The sequence below is a fragment of the Roseibium denhamense genome (assembly GCF_009711415.1).
GTDB lineage: Bacteria > Pseudomonadota > Alphaproteobacteria > Rhizobiales > Stappiaceae > Roseibium > Roseibium denhamense.
Map to the genome: position 1 here is coordinate 146,271 of NZ_SMLZ01000115.1, position 17,836 is coordinate 164,106.

14 protein-coding genes are annotated in these 17,836 nt (G+C 57.8%); 2 read left to right on the forward strand and 12 right to left on the reverse strand.

Going from position 1 to position 17,836, the window contains the following annotated elements; translation table 11 throughout:
• Positions 1-136 precede the first annotated feature (136 nt).
• Complete coding sequence (locus tag E1180_RS19380; protein ID WP_155193858.1) at positions 137-1,159, forward strand: hypothetical protein; 1,023 nt, start codon at positions 137-139, stop codon at positions 1,157-1,159.
• Positions 1,160-1,280: 121 nt separating this feature from the next.
• Here the strand turns inward: E1180_RS19380 and E1180_RS19385 are convergent, their stop codons facing one another.
• From E1180_RS19385 to E1180_RS19415, 7 genes are all read right to left on the reverse strand, one after another.
• Positions 1,281-2,183, reverse strand: coding sequence for a zinc-binding metallopeptidase family protein (locus E1180_RS19385; protein WP_155193859.1), 903 nt, complete (start codon positions 2,181-2,183; stop codon positions 1,281-1,283).
• Positions 2,184-2,213: 30 nt separating this feature from the next.
• Positions 2,214-2,483 (reverse strand): hypothetical protein, encoded by a 270-nt coding sequence (locus tag E1180_RS19390; RefSeq protein WP_155193861.1) that lies wholly within the window; start codon positions 2,481-2,483, stop codon positions 2,214-2,216.
• A gap of 582 nt (positions 2,484-3,065) precedes the next feature.
• Positions 3,066-4,709, reverse strand: coding sequence for a chaperonin GroEL (gene groL, locus E1180_RS19395; protein WP_155193863.1), 1,644 nt, complete (start codon positions 4,707-4,709; stop codon positions 3,066-3,068).
• Between the two features lie 57 nt (positions 4,710-4,766).
• Positions 4,767-5,054 (reverse strand): co-chaperone GroES, encoded by a 288-nt coding sequence (gene groES / locus E1180_RS19400; RefSeq protein WP_008195263.1) that lies wholly within the window; start codon positions 5,052-5,054, stop codon positions 4,767-4,769.
• Between the two features lie 287 nt (positions 5,055-5,341).
• Positions 5,342-5,917 carry a hypothetical protein gene (locus tag E1180_RS19405; protein ID WP_155193865.1) on the reverse strand — a complete coding sequence of 192 codons (576 nt, stop codon included), beginning with the start codon at positions 5,915-5,917 and terminating at the stop codon, positions 5,342-5,344.
• Positions 5,918-6,175: 258 nt separating this feature from the next.
• Positions 6,176-7,663, reverse strand: coding sequence for a sigma-54 dependent transcriptional regulator (locus tag E1180_RS19410; RefSeq protein WP_155193867.1), 1,488 nt, complete (start codon positions 7,661-7,663; stop codon positions 6,176-6,178).
• A gap of 135 nt (positions 7,664-7,798) precedes the next feature.
• A complete protein-coding gene (locus tag E1180_RS19415) occupies positions 7,799-8,410 on the reverse strand; it encodes a hypothetical protein (protein WP_155193869.1) in 612 nt (203 codons plus the stop codon).
• A 476-nt stretch (positions 8,411-8,886) separates the two neighbouring features.
• Here E1180_RS19415 and E1180_RS19420 point away from each other — a divergent pair, with 476 nt between their 5' ends.
• On the forward strand, positions 8,887-10,434 hold the full coding sequence (locus E1180_RS19420; RefSeq protein ID WP_208997257.1) for an EAL domain-containing protein: 1,548 nt from the start codon (positions 8,887-8,889) through the stop codon (positions 10,432-10,434).
• A 58-nt stretch (positions 10,435-10,492) separates the two neighbouring features.
• Here the strand turns inward: E1180_RS19420 and E1180_RS19425 are convergent, their stop codons facing one another.
• The 5 genes from E1180_RS19425 to ileS form a co-directional block, all read right to left on the reverse strand.
• Complete coding sequence (locus E1180_RS19425) at positions 10,493-11,818, reverse strand: M16 family metallopeptidase (protein WP_155193871.1); 1,326 nt, start codon at positions 11,816-11,818, stop codon at positions 10,493-10,495.
• Between the two features lie 2 nt (positions 11,819-11,820).
• Positions 11,821-13,230 (reverse strand): M16 family metallopeptidase, encoded by a 1,410-nt coding sequence (locus E1180_RS19430; RefSeq protein WP_155193873.1) that lies wholly within the window; start codon positions 13,228-13,230, stop codon positions 11,821-11,823.
• Positions 13,231-13,422: 192 nt separating this feature from the next.
• Positions 13,423-14,160, reverse strand: a complete 738-nt coding sequence (locus tag E1180_RS19435) for a hypothetical protein (RefSeq protein WP_155193876.1) — start codon at positions 14,158-14,160, stop codon at positions 13,423-13,425.
• Positions 14,161-14,233: 73 nt separating this feature from the next.
• A complete protein-coding gene (gene lspA / locus E1180_RS19440) occupies positions 14,234-14,767 on the reverse strand; it encodes a signal peptidase II (protein ID WP_155193878.1) in 534 nt (177 codons plus the stop codon).
• A gap of 3 nt (positions 14,768-14,770) precedes the next feature.
• A complete protein-coding gene (gene ileS / locus E1180_RS19445; protein WP_155193880.1) occupies positions 14,771-17,728 on the reverse strand; it encodes an isoleucine--tRNA ligase in 2,958 nt (985 codons plus the stop codon).
• Positions 17,729-17,836: the final 108 nt, after the last annotated feature.

Below are 17,836 nucleotides of genomic sequence, written 5' to 3' on the forward strand. Positions count from 1 at the left end.
AAAGACGGAACCGGCAAAACGCTCGATGCACGAACGGCATTTGGGCAGGGAAACCTTTGCCCCCGCCTTTGCTTCACATACTCGTGGCGCCGCGCGTCCCCTCCTTGACGGCCGATAAATGTCACGGAGCAAAGCGGTGCCTGTACAAACCGATCCAACCTTGCAATTGATCAATCCCAACAATGCCGGTTTTGGAACCGTCCGGTTGCTGGATGCGGCCTATACCAGCGATTTCAGATACAATCTGGGTCTCAAACCCTTGCAGATGCCGAGTGTTTACTATGCGGAAAACAGCGGGCTGAGCGACATGTCGAGCCGGTTCAGGCCGCTGCATGAACATGGCTTCCTCTCTGTGATCGGAAATTTCAGGCTGTATTTTGCTGTTGCCGGATTGCAGATGGAGAACCCGCGCAACGCGCTGACCACCAATCTCGAACAGGTCGGTGGCGATGTCTACAAGAGCAAATACTATGTGTTCGTGAAGCTCGGCATCAACTACACCGATTTTCAGGCCGCGCTGACCTCAATGCGCAACCAGGCAGCCAATATGTCCACGGCGCAGCTGATCGCCGCCAATGCCGGAAAGAACGTCACCGGTCCCACGGGTATCGTCTATATCAATGCCGGGGCCCTGCAGGGAACCTTTTGGGCGCACAAGAATTCAGGGTGGGAGTTCTCGATCTTCTCATCCGATGTCAACAAGCTGTACAGACCGATGTCCCTGATGGATTTCCCGATTGCGCCCGGTGATGCAGCCACGGCGAGGTTATCGAGCGGCCGTTACGGCGAAAGCTTGCAGCTGATTCCAACTTCACGGCGGCAAGTGCATCACGGGCACTCGATTATCGACCCTGCAAACCTTGCCGCTTACTATGCCGCGCAGGCCTATCCGGACGGAGCAGGGGGCGGGGCGACAATTGCCGGGGCGACGGTTTGGAACAACTTCCAGCGGCTGGGGAATTACCGCCAATATATTGCGTTGGCGTCCAACAACGCTCTCAGCGCGCAGCGCACGGAAATTGTTCCCGGAAATGAGTATTATGAGCGGGACATGTTCAAACGTTCCTATCCCTACCGCCAGCGCCTGACGTCCGATGCTGCAACCGCCCTGCAGACGTCCGCAGTCGCCAATATGGTGTCCGGTTTTGTGAACGTTTAAGCCCGGTGAGGGCGAGAGCATCGGCCGTTTTTTGAAACGCCCAAAGGTGCTTGGCCTCTATGCATTCGATCAGCTTTGGGCGGTGTAAAACAGGTTCGATTGACCGCACGCTGATCTGGCGTCAGCTCTGCCCGCCCTGTGGCCTTTGTTCAGGGAATGCGGACGTGTCGCTATCCCCGCTGGTGTCTTCACTGTCCTCCGGATTGTCCGCCGGAGCCTGATCGGGCGCATCGGCGTCGGCATCCGCGCTCGCATCTGCCTCCTCTTGTTCCAGATCCGGTAGATCCTGTCCGCCTTGACCCGAAATTGCCGCCTCCAAGGCGTCCGTATCCAGCATGGAGGCGAGTTCCGCCTGGGCAGCCTGCGCTTCCTTGATTTCCTTATCGAGCTTTGCAATCGCCTGGTTCAAGACGTCTTCACCAACATATTCGGCCAGCGTCATGCCGATCAGCATGGAACTGATGCTTGGCGATGGCAGCTTGGCATTCAGGATCGTCGCAATACGCGCGTTGAGAACCTTTTCTTCATCGGCGGAAAAGTTCTGCATGGCGCCAACGCAATATTCGGCAAGCGATTCTGCTGCAAAGGCGACCGGGATCGGGCGCATCAGGTCCGGTATGCTCTTGGTCCGGTGCAAGGCCCGTTGCCGGTCGATTGCCCGGTCGGTCGCGCTCAGGAAGGTGTCGATCACGAAGGACGGACCCACCCCGATTTCAGTGCCCGAGACTTTCGTGCGCGCGATGGACGATCTGAAGAATGCCGCGCCGCCCAGGCCGGCAATCAGAACATTATAGATGGCGATTTGGGCGGCGTCCGGCCCGGATCCGTTGGTGCCGGCCGTGACGACAGGAAAGACCTGAAGCAGATAAAGCGCGGCCACTCCGATAAGGGCATTGAAAAAAATATAGAGGTAGCTGGCGGGCATCTTCAGGAGCGCTTGCGGCTCATCCCGGTAGCGCGATGTGAGTTCCGCGCTGCCCAGCAACATTCCAAGTAATGCGACGATCAGATACTGCCAGAACATGCGTGGCCCCCGCGAACGAAGGGCCCGATGTTAGCTGTTTTCAGCCACCTTCCGGCCCAAAGACGTCAACGTCAAACCGGTCTTGTCGACACGCACAAGCCCGTCGAGTGCGGCGTCGCGAACCGTTTGTGCGAGACCTTTAGATGAAATTTTGCCCGGCATGCTGTTTTGCAGTCCATTGAGCTGGAGGCTGCCTTTGTTCTGTACAAGCGTGTTGATCAACAGCGATCTTGCCAGATCCGGGCGGATTGTCTTCTCATCCAGCTCAGGAATCGGCGTCCAGGATTTCGTCTTCATCATCCAGTCACTTCCTTCGCACAAGCGCCAAGGTAATCCATGATCGAGTGTATTTCAACAGTCTTACACCCTGTGGGCGTGGTCCGGTGCGGACCGCGCTGTCTAAAGTTTCTATAGCATGATTTGGGTAAAGATTGGATTTTTTGCAATCCCCTTGGCATCTCTGGCGGCCTCCGTCTGAAAAAGTTCCCGGCAAACACAAAAAGGGCGGCCCGAGAGCCGGCCTGAGCTTGATGACAAAGCTCCAAACAACGACGGTCATCCCGGCCAAGCGCAGCGCGAGCCGGGATCGGAGAGCTACCAAACAATGAATGCTGTCAGCATTATTCCAATCCTCCGAGGTCCACCGATCCCGGATCGCAGCGATGCTGCGTCCGGGATGACGAATTGAGAGTTTGTGGGCAGTCTGAGGGCGGCCAGCAGACCGCCCTCTTCATTAAGGTCATGAGCTTGGGCTTCTTAAGAGTACCTGACGTCCCCTTTGCCGCGCCGCGGCACAAATCCACAATGATGGGCGGCGACAAACGCAAAAAGGGCGGCCCGAGAGCCGCCCTTTCAAATTCTCACAGCGGATGCTGCGGCTGATTACATCATGCCGCCCATGCCGCCCATGCCGCCCATGTCAGGCATTGCAGGTGCTGCGTCTTTCTTCGGCAGCTCGGCAACCATGGCTTCGGTGGTGATCAGGAGACCGGCAACAGAAGCTGCGTCCTGCAGAGCAGTGCGGACAACTTTGGTCGGGTCAATGATACCAGCTTCGATCATGTTGACGAATTCTTCGGTCTGAGCGTTGAAGCCGAAGGTCTGGTCGTCGTTTTCCTGGATCTTGCCGACGACGATGGAGCCTTCGACACCAGCGTTTTCAGCGATCTGACGGATCGGAGCTTCCAGAGCGCGCAGAACAATCTTGATGCCGGCTGCAATGTCAGCGTTGTCGTTCGACAGAGCTTCAACAGCTTTCTTCGCACGCAGCAGAGCTGTACCACCACCAGCGACGATGCCTTCTTCAACCGCAGCGCGGGTTGCGTTCAGCGCATCATCAACGCGGTCTTTTTTCTCTTTTACTTCGATTTCGGTCGCACCGCCAACGCGGATCACGGCAACACCGCCAGCGAGTTTCGCCAGACGCTCTTGCAGTTTTTCACGGTCGTAGTCGGAAGTGGTTTCTTCGATCTGAGCTTTGATCTGGGAAACACGGCCCTGGATGTCTTCCGTGGAGCCAGCACCATCGACGATGGTGGTGTTTTCCTTGGTGATCGACACTTTGTCGGCAGTGCCGAGCATGTCGAGGGTCACGTTTTCCAGTTTGATGCCGAGATCTTCGGAGATCACGGTGCCGCCGGTCAGGATCGCGATGTCTTCCAGCATGGCCTTGCGGCGGTCGCCGAAGCCAGGTGCCTTGACGGCTGCAATCTTCAGGCCGCCGCGCAACTTGTTGACAACGAGAGTTGCAAGCGCTTCGCCTTCAACGTCTTCTGCGATGATGAGCAGCGGACGGGAAGACTGAACAACAGCTTCTAGGATCGGCAGCATGGCCTGCAGGTTGGAGAGTTTTTTCTCGTGCAGCAGGATGTACGGCTTTTCCAGGTCAGCCAGCATCTTGTCAGCGTTGGTGACGAAGTACGGAGACAGGTAGCCGCGGTCGAACTGCATGCCTTCAACGACTTCCAGCTCGGTTTCCAGAGACTTGGCTTCTTCGACGGTGATAACACCTTCGTTGCCGACTTTCTGCATGGCTTCGGCAATGTCTTTACCGACCTGCTCGTCACCGTTTGCGGAAATGGTGCCGACCTGAGCAACTTCTTCAGACGTCGTGATCGGCTTGGAAGCAGCTTCCAGAGCTTTGACAGCTTCCGCAGCAGCAAGATCAACACCGCGCTTCAGGTCCATCGGGTTCATGCCGGCAGCAACAGCTTTTGCGCCTTCCTTGACGATGGCCTGGGCCAGAACGGTTGCAGTGGTCGTGCCGTCACCAGCGATATCGTTGGTTTTGGAAGCCACTTCGCGCACCATCTGGGCGCCCATGTTTTCGAACTTGTCTTCCAGTTCGATTTCCTTGGCAACGGAAACACCGTCTTTGGTGATGCGCGGTGCGCCAAAGGCTTTGTCGAGAACGACGTTACGGCCTTTCGGGCCGAGGGTTACCTTAACGGCGTTTGCGAGAGTGTCGACGCCACGGAGCATTTTCTCACGTGCGTCAGACGAGAATTTTACTTCTTTAGCAGACATGTAGTCGTCTCACTTATTCTGGAATTTTCGATTGATATCAAAAAGCGGTTCGCTGGATTAAGCGATCACGCCCATGATGTCGGATTCCTTCATGATCAGGAGGTCTTCACCGTCGATTTTGACTTCGGTGCCGGACCACTTGCCGAACAGAACGCGATCGCCAGCTTTGACGTCGAGCGCAACAACGTTACCGCTGTCGTCGCGTGCGCCGTTACCAACTGCAACGATTTCGCCTTCTTGCGGCTTTTCCTTAGCGGTGTCCGGGATGATGATGCCACCAGCGGTCTTCTCTTCGGAGTCGACGCGGCGTACTACGACACGGTCGTGAAGTGGACGAAATGCCATAAGACTGTTTCCTCTCATGAGCGCGCCCCACGCAATAGGCAGCGCGCGAGACATGATTTTCAGGTTGATTTCCACGGAAGGCATTGCACCTCCCGCCACTAGTTAGCACTCCTCAAAGGCGAGTGCTAACAGCGCCCCACGATTTATGTATCATGGCCCTTGTTGTCAATGGTGTAGGGGAGGGATCGGCACCGAAAAATTGCTCTGTCTGAGCGTTGCGCACCGGAGAGCCTGCCGCAACGGGAATAGGGCCGCGTTCGCAAGATACGCGGCCGGGCCGTCGAGGCTTAGTTGGTGCCTGTCACGGTGAACGGCAAGGTGAAGGATGCCGATTGTTGTCCTACCGTGTCGGTGAACATGGTCTCAAGCTGGTATTCCCCGCCGGGAAGGCCGCTGAACTCGAAGCTGAGGCCGGCAGAGAGCTGAAGCTGGAGAGATCGGCCGGAACCCGAAAACTCGGCAAAATTCTGTTGTTCGGCAAGCACCTGACCAGACCCGTTCAACAGCTTGTAGCTGGCCGTCAGCTGATAGGACTGACCGGTTCCGGTCTGTGCGAACGCGTAGCCCACTGGCTCAGCATAAACATACAGCGGGTCACCGGCGGCAAAGTCTGCATCCGCGCGCGGCGAGTACTGACCAAAACCATTGCTTTTTGTTTCGGTCAGAAGGGCCTTGGCAAAAGCAAGTCCGGAAGACTCCCAGGCCTCCACATAAGCTGACCGTGCGCTCGAAAAAGCTGCTGCGGGCTCGGCAACTGAAGCTGTTTGTGCCTGAGCCGCCGCCGTACCGGCCGCGATGAAAGTTGAGATCAGGACGGAATTAAGCATCCGCCCGTAAGAAAATTTGCCAGTCCGGTTGGTCATTTATCCCCACACGCCCGATCATCTTGTCTTTTTTAAGCGTTTGCGCCGATATAGACCGGCTTGTTTGATTTCACAAGAAAATGTGTGCGATGCAGTAAACATAACGTCCGGATGCAACGGGCGGGAGCCGCAAAATGCGCCCGGCGCTGACGGCCTCCAACAAGGGCCCCAGACTTGGACGCTTCTGCCAAGACGCCCAAAGATCCTCGATAACTTTATATTCGATCAGCTTTGGGCGGTCAGTCGGGTACGGATACTCTAGAGGCTGCGGGCGGTCCAGGATTGGCGTTTCCGGTAGATGGTGGACGGACTGATCTCAAGCGCGGCCGCTGCCATGGCAATATTGCCGTCAAAGGCGTCTAGCGCATCCTCGATGATCCGGCGCTCCTGGGCCCAAAGGGGCTCGATGGACCCGAAAGGCCGGCTGGGGGCAACATTTGCGCGCAGACGTTCACGCGACAGGTCGATGACCGCGGGTGAGCGGGCCGACTGGTCGCGGATGATCATCGGCAGCATGTCGAACGTCACCGCCGCGCCGTCATTCATGACGACAATCTGGCGGATCGTGTTTTCCAGCTGACGAACATTGCCGGGCCAGGCATAGGTCATGATGACAGCTTCCGCGTCCGCATCGAATCCATGGAAGTTCCGCCGTTCTTCGGCGGTGAAGCGGGTCAGAAACTTCTGTGCCAACGGAAGAATGTCCTCCCGGCGCTCACGCAATGGCGGCAAATGGATCGGGAGCACATGAAGCCGGTAGTAAAGATCTTCCCGGAACCGGCCGGCGGTAATGTCTGCCAGCGGGTCGCGGTTGGTCGCGCAGATGATGCGCGCATCCACTTTCCTCGACTGGGTGTCACCAAGCCGCTGGAACGTGCCCGTCTGCAGGAATCTCAGCAATTTGGACTGGAGCATCAGGTCCATTTCGCCGATCTCGTCCAAGAACAAGGTTCCGCCATCCGCCTGTTCGGCAGCACCGGCACGGTTGTCCGCAGCGCCTGTAAAGGCCCCGCGCACATATCCGAATATCTCGCTTTCGATCAGGTCACGCGGTATTGCGGCACAGTTCAGCGTCACGAACCGGTTCGGCTGCCGGGCTGACAGGTCATGGATCGCATTCGCGCAAAGTTCCTTGCCCGTTCCAGATTCGCCCGTAATGAAGACGGGTGCCTGGCTGGGCGCCATGCGCATGATCTGGTCGTGAATGTCCCGCATCTGCCGGGAACTGCCGATCATCCGCTCAAGGCCAAGCGCTGTTGACGGCTCAGACGCAGCATCGATCACCGTGACAACCGGTTGGGGAACCGGCGGCCGGACAGGCTCCGGGGCTGGTTCCGCAACCGGCTGGGACGGTTTGCGCTGATCAAGCTGAAACGAAATCTTGGCGGCAAGGGCATCGAGCGAGAACGGTTTGGTCAGGAAATCGTGAGCGCCGGCGCGCATCGCATTGACCGCCCTGGAGACGGACCCCATCGCCGACACGGCAATGATGACCGCCTTCGGGCACCGCACCGCATACGCTTCCAGACCATCTTCGCCGCCAATCGTTTCCAGGTCGATGATCAGGATATGGGTTGATTTGTCGGCCAGATCCTGAAGGCAGGAAGCGGGATCGGTGTAGAGAATTGGATCGCTGCAAGCGGAGGACACTTTTGCGCAAACGGCTGAGGTTCGCGCGGCTTCAGACGCCGAGGCGTCAAGTACTCTTACTATCACGGGCAAGGCTTGGCCCTCATTCGTCCCCATTGCAGGGCAACTCCCATCGTTTCGGTCTGGGTCACTCGGAAATCAAAAGATTCGTCAACCCGATAATTCTCCGAACACGGTAAACAAAGAGTTGTCACAGACTGCAATTTGCATTTTTTGCAAGGATAATCCCGCTCAGATCAAAGCAGCAAGGTAACCGGCCAGGAAGCAGGTCACCCCGATGAAGGCCGCGGGAACCAAGGGAATACGCTGGCCAAGATCATCGGGACCAGCATCTGAAGCCGGCAAGGCGGATGTCTCTTCACGATGTGACCGGGCGGTTGCATCGGCCGCCGTTTCCAGAATTGCCGGACCGGAGCGCGATGTTTCAAAGGCGCTGCTGCCTTGGGAGTCTTGCTGCGGGGATTGTTCCGGCTCTGGGTCACTGACCGGTAGACGCAACGGTTTTGCAGGACGGCTGCGCGCGAGGTCTTTTTCACAGGCCCAGTTGAACACCGGCGCATAACTGCCCTTTGGAATGTAGATCCGGACCTGATCATTCACGCCCGTACCGGCGTAGTACCGGTCAAGCCGGCGTCTCAGGCGTGCAGCTTCTACCCGGACGATTGGGTCGGTGACCGGGTTGAAGTCAGGGCTTCGCCCAAGCGCTTCGACGGCAATTGTGTAACCCTTGATCTGTTCCATGCGTTTGTCGAGGGCGGCATGAACAACAAAGGAGAGAAATGCCTGCAGCTGCGGGGCAGATTGGAATTCGTTGCTCTTGAGAGTCTTGACGAGAGCTTTCAAAACAAGCCCCGGGTCAGGGGGAGATGGAGGATCAGGCGCGTCCGCGTGCGAAGGGCTTGCATGTCTACGGGCAGAGCTGCGGTCCGAAGCTGGCTGCTCAACCGTCGAAACAATTCTTACGGGGCGATCATCCTTCCGCCCAGCTGCACGCATTGTTTTCCCTCCCCCTGTACCGCTGCACCACCTTTTATTTTTCATTCATGATGACGTAAGGGTATCTTAGTTTCATTTTGGTGCAACCAGCAAGTTTGGGCATGCACCGGATTGTGATGAAACCAGGAAAACCACCGCAAGACGTGCCAAAAGGTGATTTGACGCATGATGCAGGTTGTCCAAACCCTCTTGCGAGATTGACGTATAGTCGGGGACAAGTCACGGATTCCACGTTGGAAAGTATATTGCGGATTCGGACGATGGCCTCTCTTAAGGCATGATTAACCGGACATTATTGATTCGGATCGGACTTCACACACACCATGGGCCGCACAGGGACCATATTCGTCGCAATCTGCATGGCCGTGATCGCGCTCTCTTCCGCGATCGTGCTGATTTTTCAGTTTGGCCGTCCTTTTGGCGAGGCAGTTTCGCTCTCGTTGGCGCTGATGTGCACGATGATTCTGATCCATCTTTTGATCGGCCGTGCACGTGACCGCAGTGCGGTTGGGGAAGCCGTCGACAGGCTTGAAGAGCGCATGGCGGATCTTGATGAGGATGTCGGTAATCTGGAAGGCCGGTTGACCGGTATGGAGCATTCCATGCCCCGCCGGACGCGTGCCGAAATAGATCCCCTGTTTGCGGAAGTGGAAGTCCTAGGCACGCTGGTCAAGCAGATGGCCGAAGCCATGTCCGACCTGGAGACCAAGGTTGAAGATCAGCAGGCCCTAGCCCCGCCGCCGCAGCGGCAAGGGTTGCCGCATTACGGGCAAGGCCATCCGCCCGCACCGCAGCCTCTGCAAGATCCGTATCACGCACCGCACGGATATGATCAGCAACACCACCCTGCTGCGGAGCAGCCGCACCGGTACGGCGAGGGAATTGCGCCCACCCATAGAGATATGGAAGAACTTGACCGCCGTTATGGTGTTCACACCCAGCGCCCGCCAGCTCCGGCTGAACAGCCGTCAAATACCGTCCCTTTGCGCAGCGAGCAACCTTCTTATGACGATGGGCGCTTGAGCGCGGGTGATGCCCGTTCAGATCGCCGCCCTGCTCAGGCGCCTTCAACCCCGCAGCCAAATATGGCGATGCAGGAGCTGATCGGGTCCGCGCTCAACGCCAACCGGGTTGAACTGCATTTGCAGCCGATCGTTACCCTGCCGCAGCGCCAGGTGAAGTATTATGAAGCGTTCACGAAGCTGCGCGGCTCAAATGGCGAGACCGTGAGTGCGTCGGCTTTTTTGCCGGAGGCAATCCGCTCGGGACAAATCGCCCGGATCGATAACCTGCTTCTGTTCCGGTCAGTCCAGGTCATCAAGCGTCTGACATCCCGCAATCGTAATGCGGTGCTTTTCTGCAATATCGCATCTCTGTCCCTGGTCGACGACACGTTCTTTCCCGGCTTCCTGGAATTCGTGAAAGCCAATCAGAACTACGCTGATGTGCTGGTGTTCGAATTCACTCAGGCTGACGTTGCCGAGATGGGGGCGATGGAGTTCGAGAGCCTGAGTGCTCTTTATGAGCTCGGCTTCCGCTTCTCGGTTGACCAGATCGAAGACATGAAAATGGACTTCAAGGCACTCGCGGGGCGTGGCTTCAAATATGCGAAGCTCCACGCCGACTACCTCATCGGGCGGCGTGAGGCCGATCATGGCCACATTCATCCGTCGGACTTTGGCGATCTGTTGCACCGCTACGGGATGGAGCTGATCCCCGACCACGTGGAGACGGAATCACAGGTGCTTGAGCTCCTCGACTATGACGTCAAGCTGGCCCAAGGAAACCTGTTCTCTCCGCCGCGCCCGGTGCGCGCCGAGGTGCTTCAGGGCACGCCAGCTCCCGGCGCCCGTAAATCCGCCGCGTGTTAACAAACCCGCTTATCGTGATCAGAAGAACCAGCCTGGCGGCCTCAAAAGGGCGGCAGGTTTATCCCTGGACCGGTCCGACACGGATCACGGTCGGCTCGACATCCTGCAGGAGCCTGCGGGCCACCCTTTGAACATCTTCCAGTGTGACCGCCTCGATTTCGGCATTGCGGCGGTCAAAATAGTCGATCCCAAGTCCGGTCGTTTGAAGCGCGACAAGCTGGCGGGCAATCTTGCCGGAGCTGTCGAACCGCAGCGGGTAGGAACCGGTCAGAAACTGCTTGGCCGCTTGCAGCTCGTCTTCGCTCGGACCGTCGGTTGCCATCCGCGTCAGCTGTTCAAGCATCACGGTGACCGTTTCGTCTGCACGGTCGGCACGGGTTGCCGCGGAACCGATCAACAATCCTGTATGCTGATAGGGCGAGAGATATGTGCTTGCCCCGTAGGACAGCCCGCGTTTTTCGCGCACCTCCCGAAACATCCAGGAGGTAAAGGTCCCGCCACCTAGGATATGGTTCATCACGAAGGCGGCCTGGTAGTCGGGATCATCCCGTTTCAGACCCGGCAGCCCGACCAGAACGGTTGTCTGGGGGATATCGAGCTCCTTTGAAATGCTCGCACCGGTGCTCGGGACAAAGTCCTCAACGGGCTGGAGGTCCGACGTCTCGGGGAGAGGAGAGAACACCTCATCAAGCATCGCCGACAACTGATCGGCCGTGATTGCGCCAACCACTCCGATGGTCACACTGGACCGTGATATGATCTTCGCGTGCTGGGCGCGCAAGTCTTCGGCGCTAAGGTCCGCAAGGCTCTCAGGCGTTCCGCCTGTGGGACGGTTATAGACATGGCCGGCAAACATGGCATCAGACAGCGCCCGCCCGGCAATGCCGTTCGGATCTGTTTCATTGCGTTTGGCGCTTGTGATCAGGCTGGTTTTCATGCGCTCGACCGGCGCCGCGTCAAACCGCGGATCGGTGAGGGCAAGCGCCAGCAGCCCGCTCGCTTCGTCAAGCGTTGGGGTCAATGTTCTCATGCTGCCGAAGAAACGGTCCTTATTGGTGTTGAAGGAGATGCTGACGGCGAGGTCTTCCAGACGGCTTTGGAAAGCTTCGGAATCGAGATCTCCTGCGCCTTCGTCCATCGTCGCCGCAAGCAAACGGGTCAGCCCGGCCTTGCCTTCAGGATCCTGTGCCGCCCCGCCTTCAAATGCAAAATTGACGGCAATGATTGGCACGGTGTGGTCTTCCACAAGCCAGGCCTCGATCCCGTCCGGACTGATCACCCGCTGGACTTCAACGGCATGTGCCGGACTGATTGCGGCATGAGACACAACTGCGGCAATTGCAGCAGCACAGATGGATTTAATGAACTTGTTCGAACGCAGCATGATCAGGACTTGTCTTGTGGCGTGGCTTGGGTGTTGGCGGCAGCTTCAGGTTCTTCAGCAGCGGGCATGCGCAGTGTGCCAACCACTGGATCTGCCGTCAGGTAGGCGCGCGCCGCCTCCAGAACATCCTGACGGGTGACAGCATCGATCTGGGCCGGCCAGGTCTGGACGTCTTCGACAGTCTGTCCGGTCGTCAAGGCGGACCCGAACAGCCGGGCCAATCCCGTTTGGCTATCCTGCGCGTAAATGGCGCTTGCGATCATGCTGTATTTTGCGCGCTGCACTTCCTCATCGCTGACACCTTCGTCGAGCAGTTTTTCCAGCTCGGCGGCAATGAGGGTTTCCATATCATCGAGCGTGAAGCCGGGGCGCGGCGATGCGTAAACGCCGAACCGGCCGTCATCAAGTGCTCCGCTTTGATAATAGGCGCCGGCGCTGATGGCGGCCTCTGCATCAAGGACCAAAGCCTTGCGCAGGCGGCTGTTCGGACCGTTCCCGAGAATGTAGGACAAGACATCCAGCGCTTCAGGTTCCCGGCCCGTGCCAGTGGTCTGGCTCGGGACAATCCATGTCTGAGAAACCGATTCCTGCCGGACAAGTGGATCAATGACGCTCACCCTGCGTTCCCCGGACAACGGTGGCTCAGCCGATCTAACGCGCTCTCCCGGTTCGGCCCGCCGTTGCACTTTCCCGTAGGTTGCCTCGGCAAGCGCTCGGACATCTGCAACGTCAACATCGCCCGCAACAACCAGAACAGCGTTGTTTGGGGTGTAGAACCGGTCGTAAAAGGCAATGGCAGCCTCTTTGTCCAGTGCCTCGATTTCGTGCTGCCAGCCGATAATCGGTGATCCGTAGGGGTGATTGACGAAAGTCACGGCATTGACGGCTTCGCGCAGCCGCGAGCCGGGTTCGCTGTCGACCCGGAGCCTGCGCTCTTCAAGAACCACATCGCGTTCCGGCGTCACAACCTCGTCGCTCAGAACAAGGTTTTCCATGCGGTCGGCCTCAAGCTCCATCATTAAGGGGAGATGTTCCTTGGCGACCCGTTGGAAATAGGCTGTGTAATCGAAACTGGTGAAGGCATTCTCGCGCCCGCCGCGCTCTGCGATCATATGTGAAAAGGCGCCGTCCGGGTGAGATGCCGTTCCCTTGAACATCAGGTGTTCAAGAAAATGCGCGACGCCGGACTGGCCTTCCGGTTCGTCCGCTGATCCGGCCTTGTACCAGATCATGTGGGTCACGACGGGGGCCCGCCGATCGGGGATCACAACAACTTCCAGACCATTGTCCAAGGTAAAGTGATTGAGATTTTGCGCAATGATCAGGTCATCTTGCAGTGGTTCAGAGGCGTTTGCGGTGCCCGTTAGACCTGTGGAGGCTGCAATGGCGAGTGTTACGGGAAGTGCAAGCATTATGCGCCGCAACCGGCGCAATGTGCTTATAGAACCCGAAAACGGCAACGGACGCGGTGCACGTGATGTCTTGATCAAAACCGGCTCCTGAAAAGAAAAACTCCGGACACTTGGTCCCATATAGGGAGCAGGTGCCCGGAGGTCTCATTACAAATTAGTTATCTTTATGACGCTCACATTCGGTCGTGAGGATTAATAGCAGAACTGGTCATCGCCTTGTCTGCACCGTTCGTCGACGGGGCGCCCGTTCACGAGCCCGGTTTTGTTTGCTCTGCTCTTCACAGCAGAAACATCACCTATATCCGGCATCGGCGCCTTGTCTGAAGGTGTGCTATACGCTGTCGGCGGCTCGGTCAGATACTTTCTCGTCAGCTGATTGGTTTCGGCCAGCTCGGCCTGCTGGTCTTGAAGTTCTTTGAGCCGGTTGGATCCCACCTGCAACTCTTCGCGTGTCAGCGGAGACCCTTCGTTGATCTCTTCAGCGCGTTTTTCTGCGACCGGGTCACGCTTGGTTTGACCAGTGACACCAGTAATTCTGAACCCACGAACCTGATCTGGTGTCAGAGCCATGGTAGCTGCCCGGTCCGATGCCGGGTTTACGCCCCTTGGCTGTTCGGCATAGATCGCTTGAAGCTGGCGGAACTCTGAATTGTCGTTCTGCTCAGGCCAGTCTTCCGAATTCGCTCCAGCAACGTTGGTTTCCGGCTCGGGCAGGTTCGACTTTTCGGCCGGCATCGCAAGAGGCGCCCGCGGCTTGTATTCGATCGGCTTCGCGTTCGGGTCGACAGCTCCAAGGCCGGACATCAGATTGTTCACCAGGGCGGTGTCTGGTGCGACATAAGTTCCGTCAGCCGCTTGGCAGGACGCGAGAGCCGCGATTCCGGCGATTGCAAGTGCTCGTGTTGCCCATTTTCTGATTGGCTGCGCCACTGCAATGTCCTTAAGTTCTTGACGCCGGTTACGCTGGTTTCCGGCAGAATTTCTGACTTTGGCCTATTAACAGCTACTTTGCGGCTGAATTAGGACCTTCCGTGAAGCTGTCATACAGGAGACCAATCACTCCTGCAACGATCCACACATCCGCCAAGTTGAAGACGTACCAGGAAAACGTTCCCACGTGGAAATGGACAAAATCAACCACCGCGCCGTAGACAATCCGATCGATCCCGTTGCCGATTGCCCCCCCGATCACCAGCGCCAGCGCCAGGGCGAGAATGCGGGAAGTTGCGCGGGTCGACCAGATCCAGAGCGCGATTGTGGCGGCCACTGTGAAGCCCGCTAGCAACCAGCGGCCAAGATCGCTGTCTTGCTGGAACAGCCCATAGGAAATCCCGTAGTTCCACACGAGAACTAAGTCGAGCACCGGCAGGAGTTCGACAGGGCCGTTGAGCCGCAAATCGAATACATGAACAAGCCAGACTTTGGCCGCCTGATCGAGCACCACCCCGATCAAGGCGATAATCAGTACAAAACGGCTGAAGCGGCCCCATAAGAAGGGCCGCTTGAACAATTGTTGGGACGTTTCTGTTTCGTGCATCGATCAGGCGGCGCGGGCCGCATCCCATTCACGCAACGCCTCGGCATCGCGCAGGCTCACATCCGGATAATCCGGATCGGTTCCGACTTCCGGCAGGATTTTCCAGGATCTTGCACATTTTGTGCCTTCCGCAAGCGCGGGAACCACTGCGACGCCCTTGGTGTCGTCCAGGGTGAAGGCACCTTCCGGGGCAGGGTCTGACGTCAGGGTCAGCTGGCTCGTGATCGCAATATCGGCCATGTCCCGGCCTTCCAGGGCTGCCATCAGATCCGGATCGGTCACGTGGACAACCGGATGAGCCTCCAGCGAGGAGCCGATCCGTTTTTCGCGGCGCTCGATCTCCAGCGCGCCAGTCACGACACGGCGGACCGTCTTGATCTTTGTCCATTTGGCCGAAAGCTGGTCATCACGCCATTCGGACGGAACTTCCGGGAATTGCTGAAGATGCACCGACCCGTCTTCGCCGTACCGCGCTGTCCAGGTTTCGTCCATCGTGAACGGCAGCATTGGGGCCAGCCACGTGGTCAGGCAGTCGAATATCTTGCCGATCACGAAAAGCGAGGCTTTCCGGCGAGTGGAAGAAGGGGCATCGCAGTAGAGCGCATCCTTACGGATGTCGAAGTAGAACGCAGACAGCTCGACCGTCATGAAGGTGAAGAGCTGATGGAAGATCTTCTTGTAGTCGAATTCCCAATAGCCCTTGCGGACCATCTCATCCAGTTCGGCAAGCCGGTGCAGCATCAGACGTTCCAGTTCCGGCATGTCGGCAAAGGCGACCTCCTCGCCTTTGGCATGCGCGAGCGATCCGAGCATCCAGCGCAGGGTGTTGCGCAGTTTGCGGTAGCTGTCGACCGACGTCTTGATGATTTCATTGCCGAGCCGCTGGTCTTCCCAATAATCGCAGGAAGCCACCCACAGCCGCAGGATATCCGCTCCGTATTGCTTGATGATGTCCTGTGGGAACATCTGGTTGCCGAGGGACTTGGACATTTTGCGTCCGTCCTCGGCCATGGTGAAGCCGTGGGTCAGGACCGCATCATAAGGGGCATGGCCCCGCGTGCCGCAGCTTTCCAGAAGCGAGGAGTGGAACCAGCCGCGATGCTGGTCCGAACCTTCAAGATAAAGAACATAGTCCTTGCCGCCATCCGCCTTGCGCTTCGGGGAAAGGTCAGCACGTTCGTCCAAAACGAATGCGTGGGTCGAGCCGGAATCGAACCAGACATCAAGGATGTCCATCACCATGTGCCAATCGCCGGCGTCGTAGTCGTTGCCAAGGAACCGTTCTTTGGCACCTTCGGCGAACCAGGCATCGGCGCCTTCGGCAACAAACGCCTCATAGATGCGCGCGTTGACCGTCTCGTCCTTCAGAACCGCGGACGTGTCCTTGTGAATGAACACCGTGATCGGCACGCCCCAGGCCCGCTGGCGCGACAGAACCCAATCCGGGCGGTTTTCGATCATGGAGCGCAGACGGTTTTGCCCGGCTCCCGGCACAAAGCGGGTCTCGTCGATGGCGTTGAGCGCGCGGGTCCGCAGGGTATCGCCTTCCCCGCCGATATTCCGGTCCATATAGACGAACCACTGCGGCGTGTTGCGGAAGATGATCGGCTTTTTCGACCGCCAGGAGTGCGGATACTGGTGTTTCATCCGACCCAGGCCGATCAGCGCGCCAGCTTCCTTGAGATATTCGATGTTTGCCTTGTTCGCCTTGCCCTTTTCACCCTTATGGGTGATGACCTGGTTGCCCTCAAGGCCCGGCGCGTCCTTGGTATAGTATCCGTCATCTGCCACGGTGAACGGGATGGCAGTGTCGATACCGCGCTGTTCCAGATCCTTGGCGCTCGCCATCCAGATCTCAAAGTCATCGGCACCGTGCCCGGGCGCGGTATGAACAAAACCCGTGCCGGCGTCGTCGGTCACGTGATCACCGTCCAGAAGCGGAACGTCGAACTGGTAACCGCCCAGATCCATGTCCCGGTAGGGGTGCGCCAAGGTGATGGCGCCGAGTTCATCGGCAGAAACAGCGCGGACCAGCCTGAAGTCCTCGATGCGGGCATTCTTGAAAACATCGCCTGCAAGAGCCTCGGCGAGGATCAGAAGGTCACCCTTTTGAACCCAGTTGTCATCCGGTAGGCCTTCCTGAGTCACCTCGTAAAGGCCATAGGAGATCCGTGACGAGAAGCAAACAGCCCGGTTGCCCGGGATTGTCCAGGGGGTCGTGGTCCAAATGACGACAGACGCGTCCAGAAGCTGTTCTGCGGCAGCCTCATCGGTGCTTCCGGCCTCAACAACAGGGAACCGGACCCAGATCTGGTCGGACTGATAGTCGTGATATTCGATTTCCGCTTCCGCAAGGGCTGTCTTTTCGACAACAGACCACATGACGGGTTTGGAGCCGCGGTAAAGCTGGCCGCTCATTGCAAACTTCATGAGTTCCTTGGCAATGATCGCCTCGCTCTCAAAGCGCATGGTCAGGTAAGGATTGTCCCAATCGCCCTCAATGCCGAGGCGTTTGAATTCCTTGCGCTGAACATCGATCCAGTGCTCAGCGAAATCCCGGCATTCCTTCCGGAATTCGTTGACCGGAACTTCGTCCTTGTTCTTGCCCTTGGCCCGGTACTGTTCCTCGATCTTCCATTCGATCGGCAGGCCGTGACAATCCCAGCCCGGAACGTAGTTGCTGTCGAACCCTGACATCTGCATGGAGCGTGTCACGATGTCCTTCAGCGTCTTGTTGAGCGCGTGGCCGATATGGATGTTGCCATTGGCGTAAGGGGGGCCGTCGTGAAGGGTGAATTTGTCCCGCCCCACGCTCTGCGCACGAAGCTTTTTGTAGATATCGAGCTTTTCCCAGCGTGCCAGGATTTCCGGCTCTTTCTTTGGGAGCCCGGCGCGCATTGGAAAATCTGTTTGCGGCAGGTTGAGCGTTTCGGAATAGTCGCGTTTGGTTGTCTCGGTCATCGTTCTGGTCGATCCGGTCGTGCGGGCGGTCCCGCTGTCAAATTGTCAGAAAAGGCCGCTGCCCGGTTTTCAGGCGGCGGTAAAAACGAGTGATATCCCGGTCCCTGG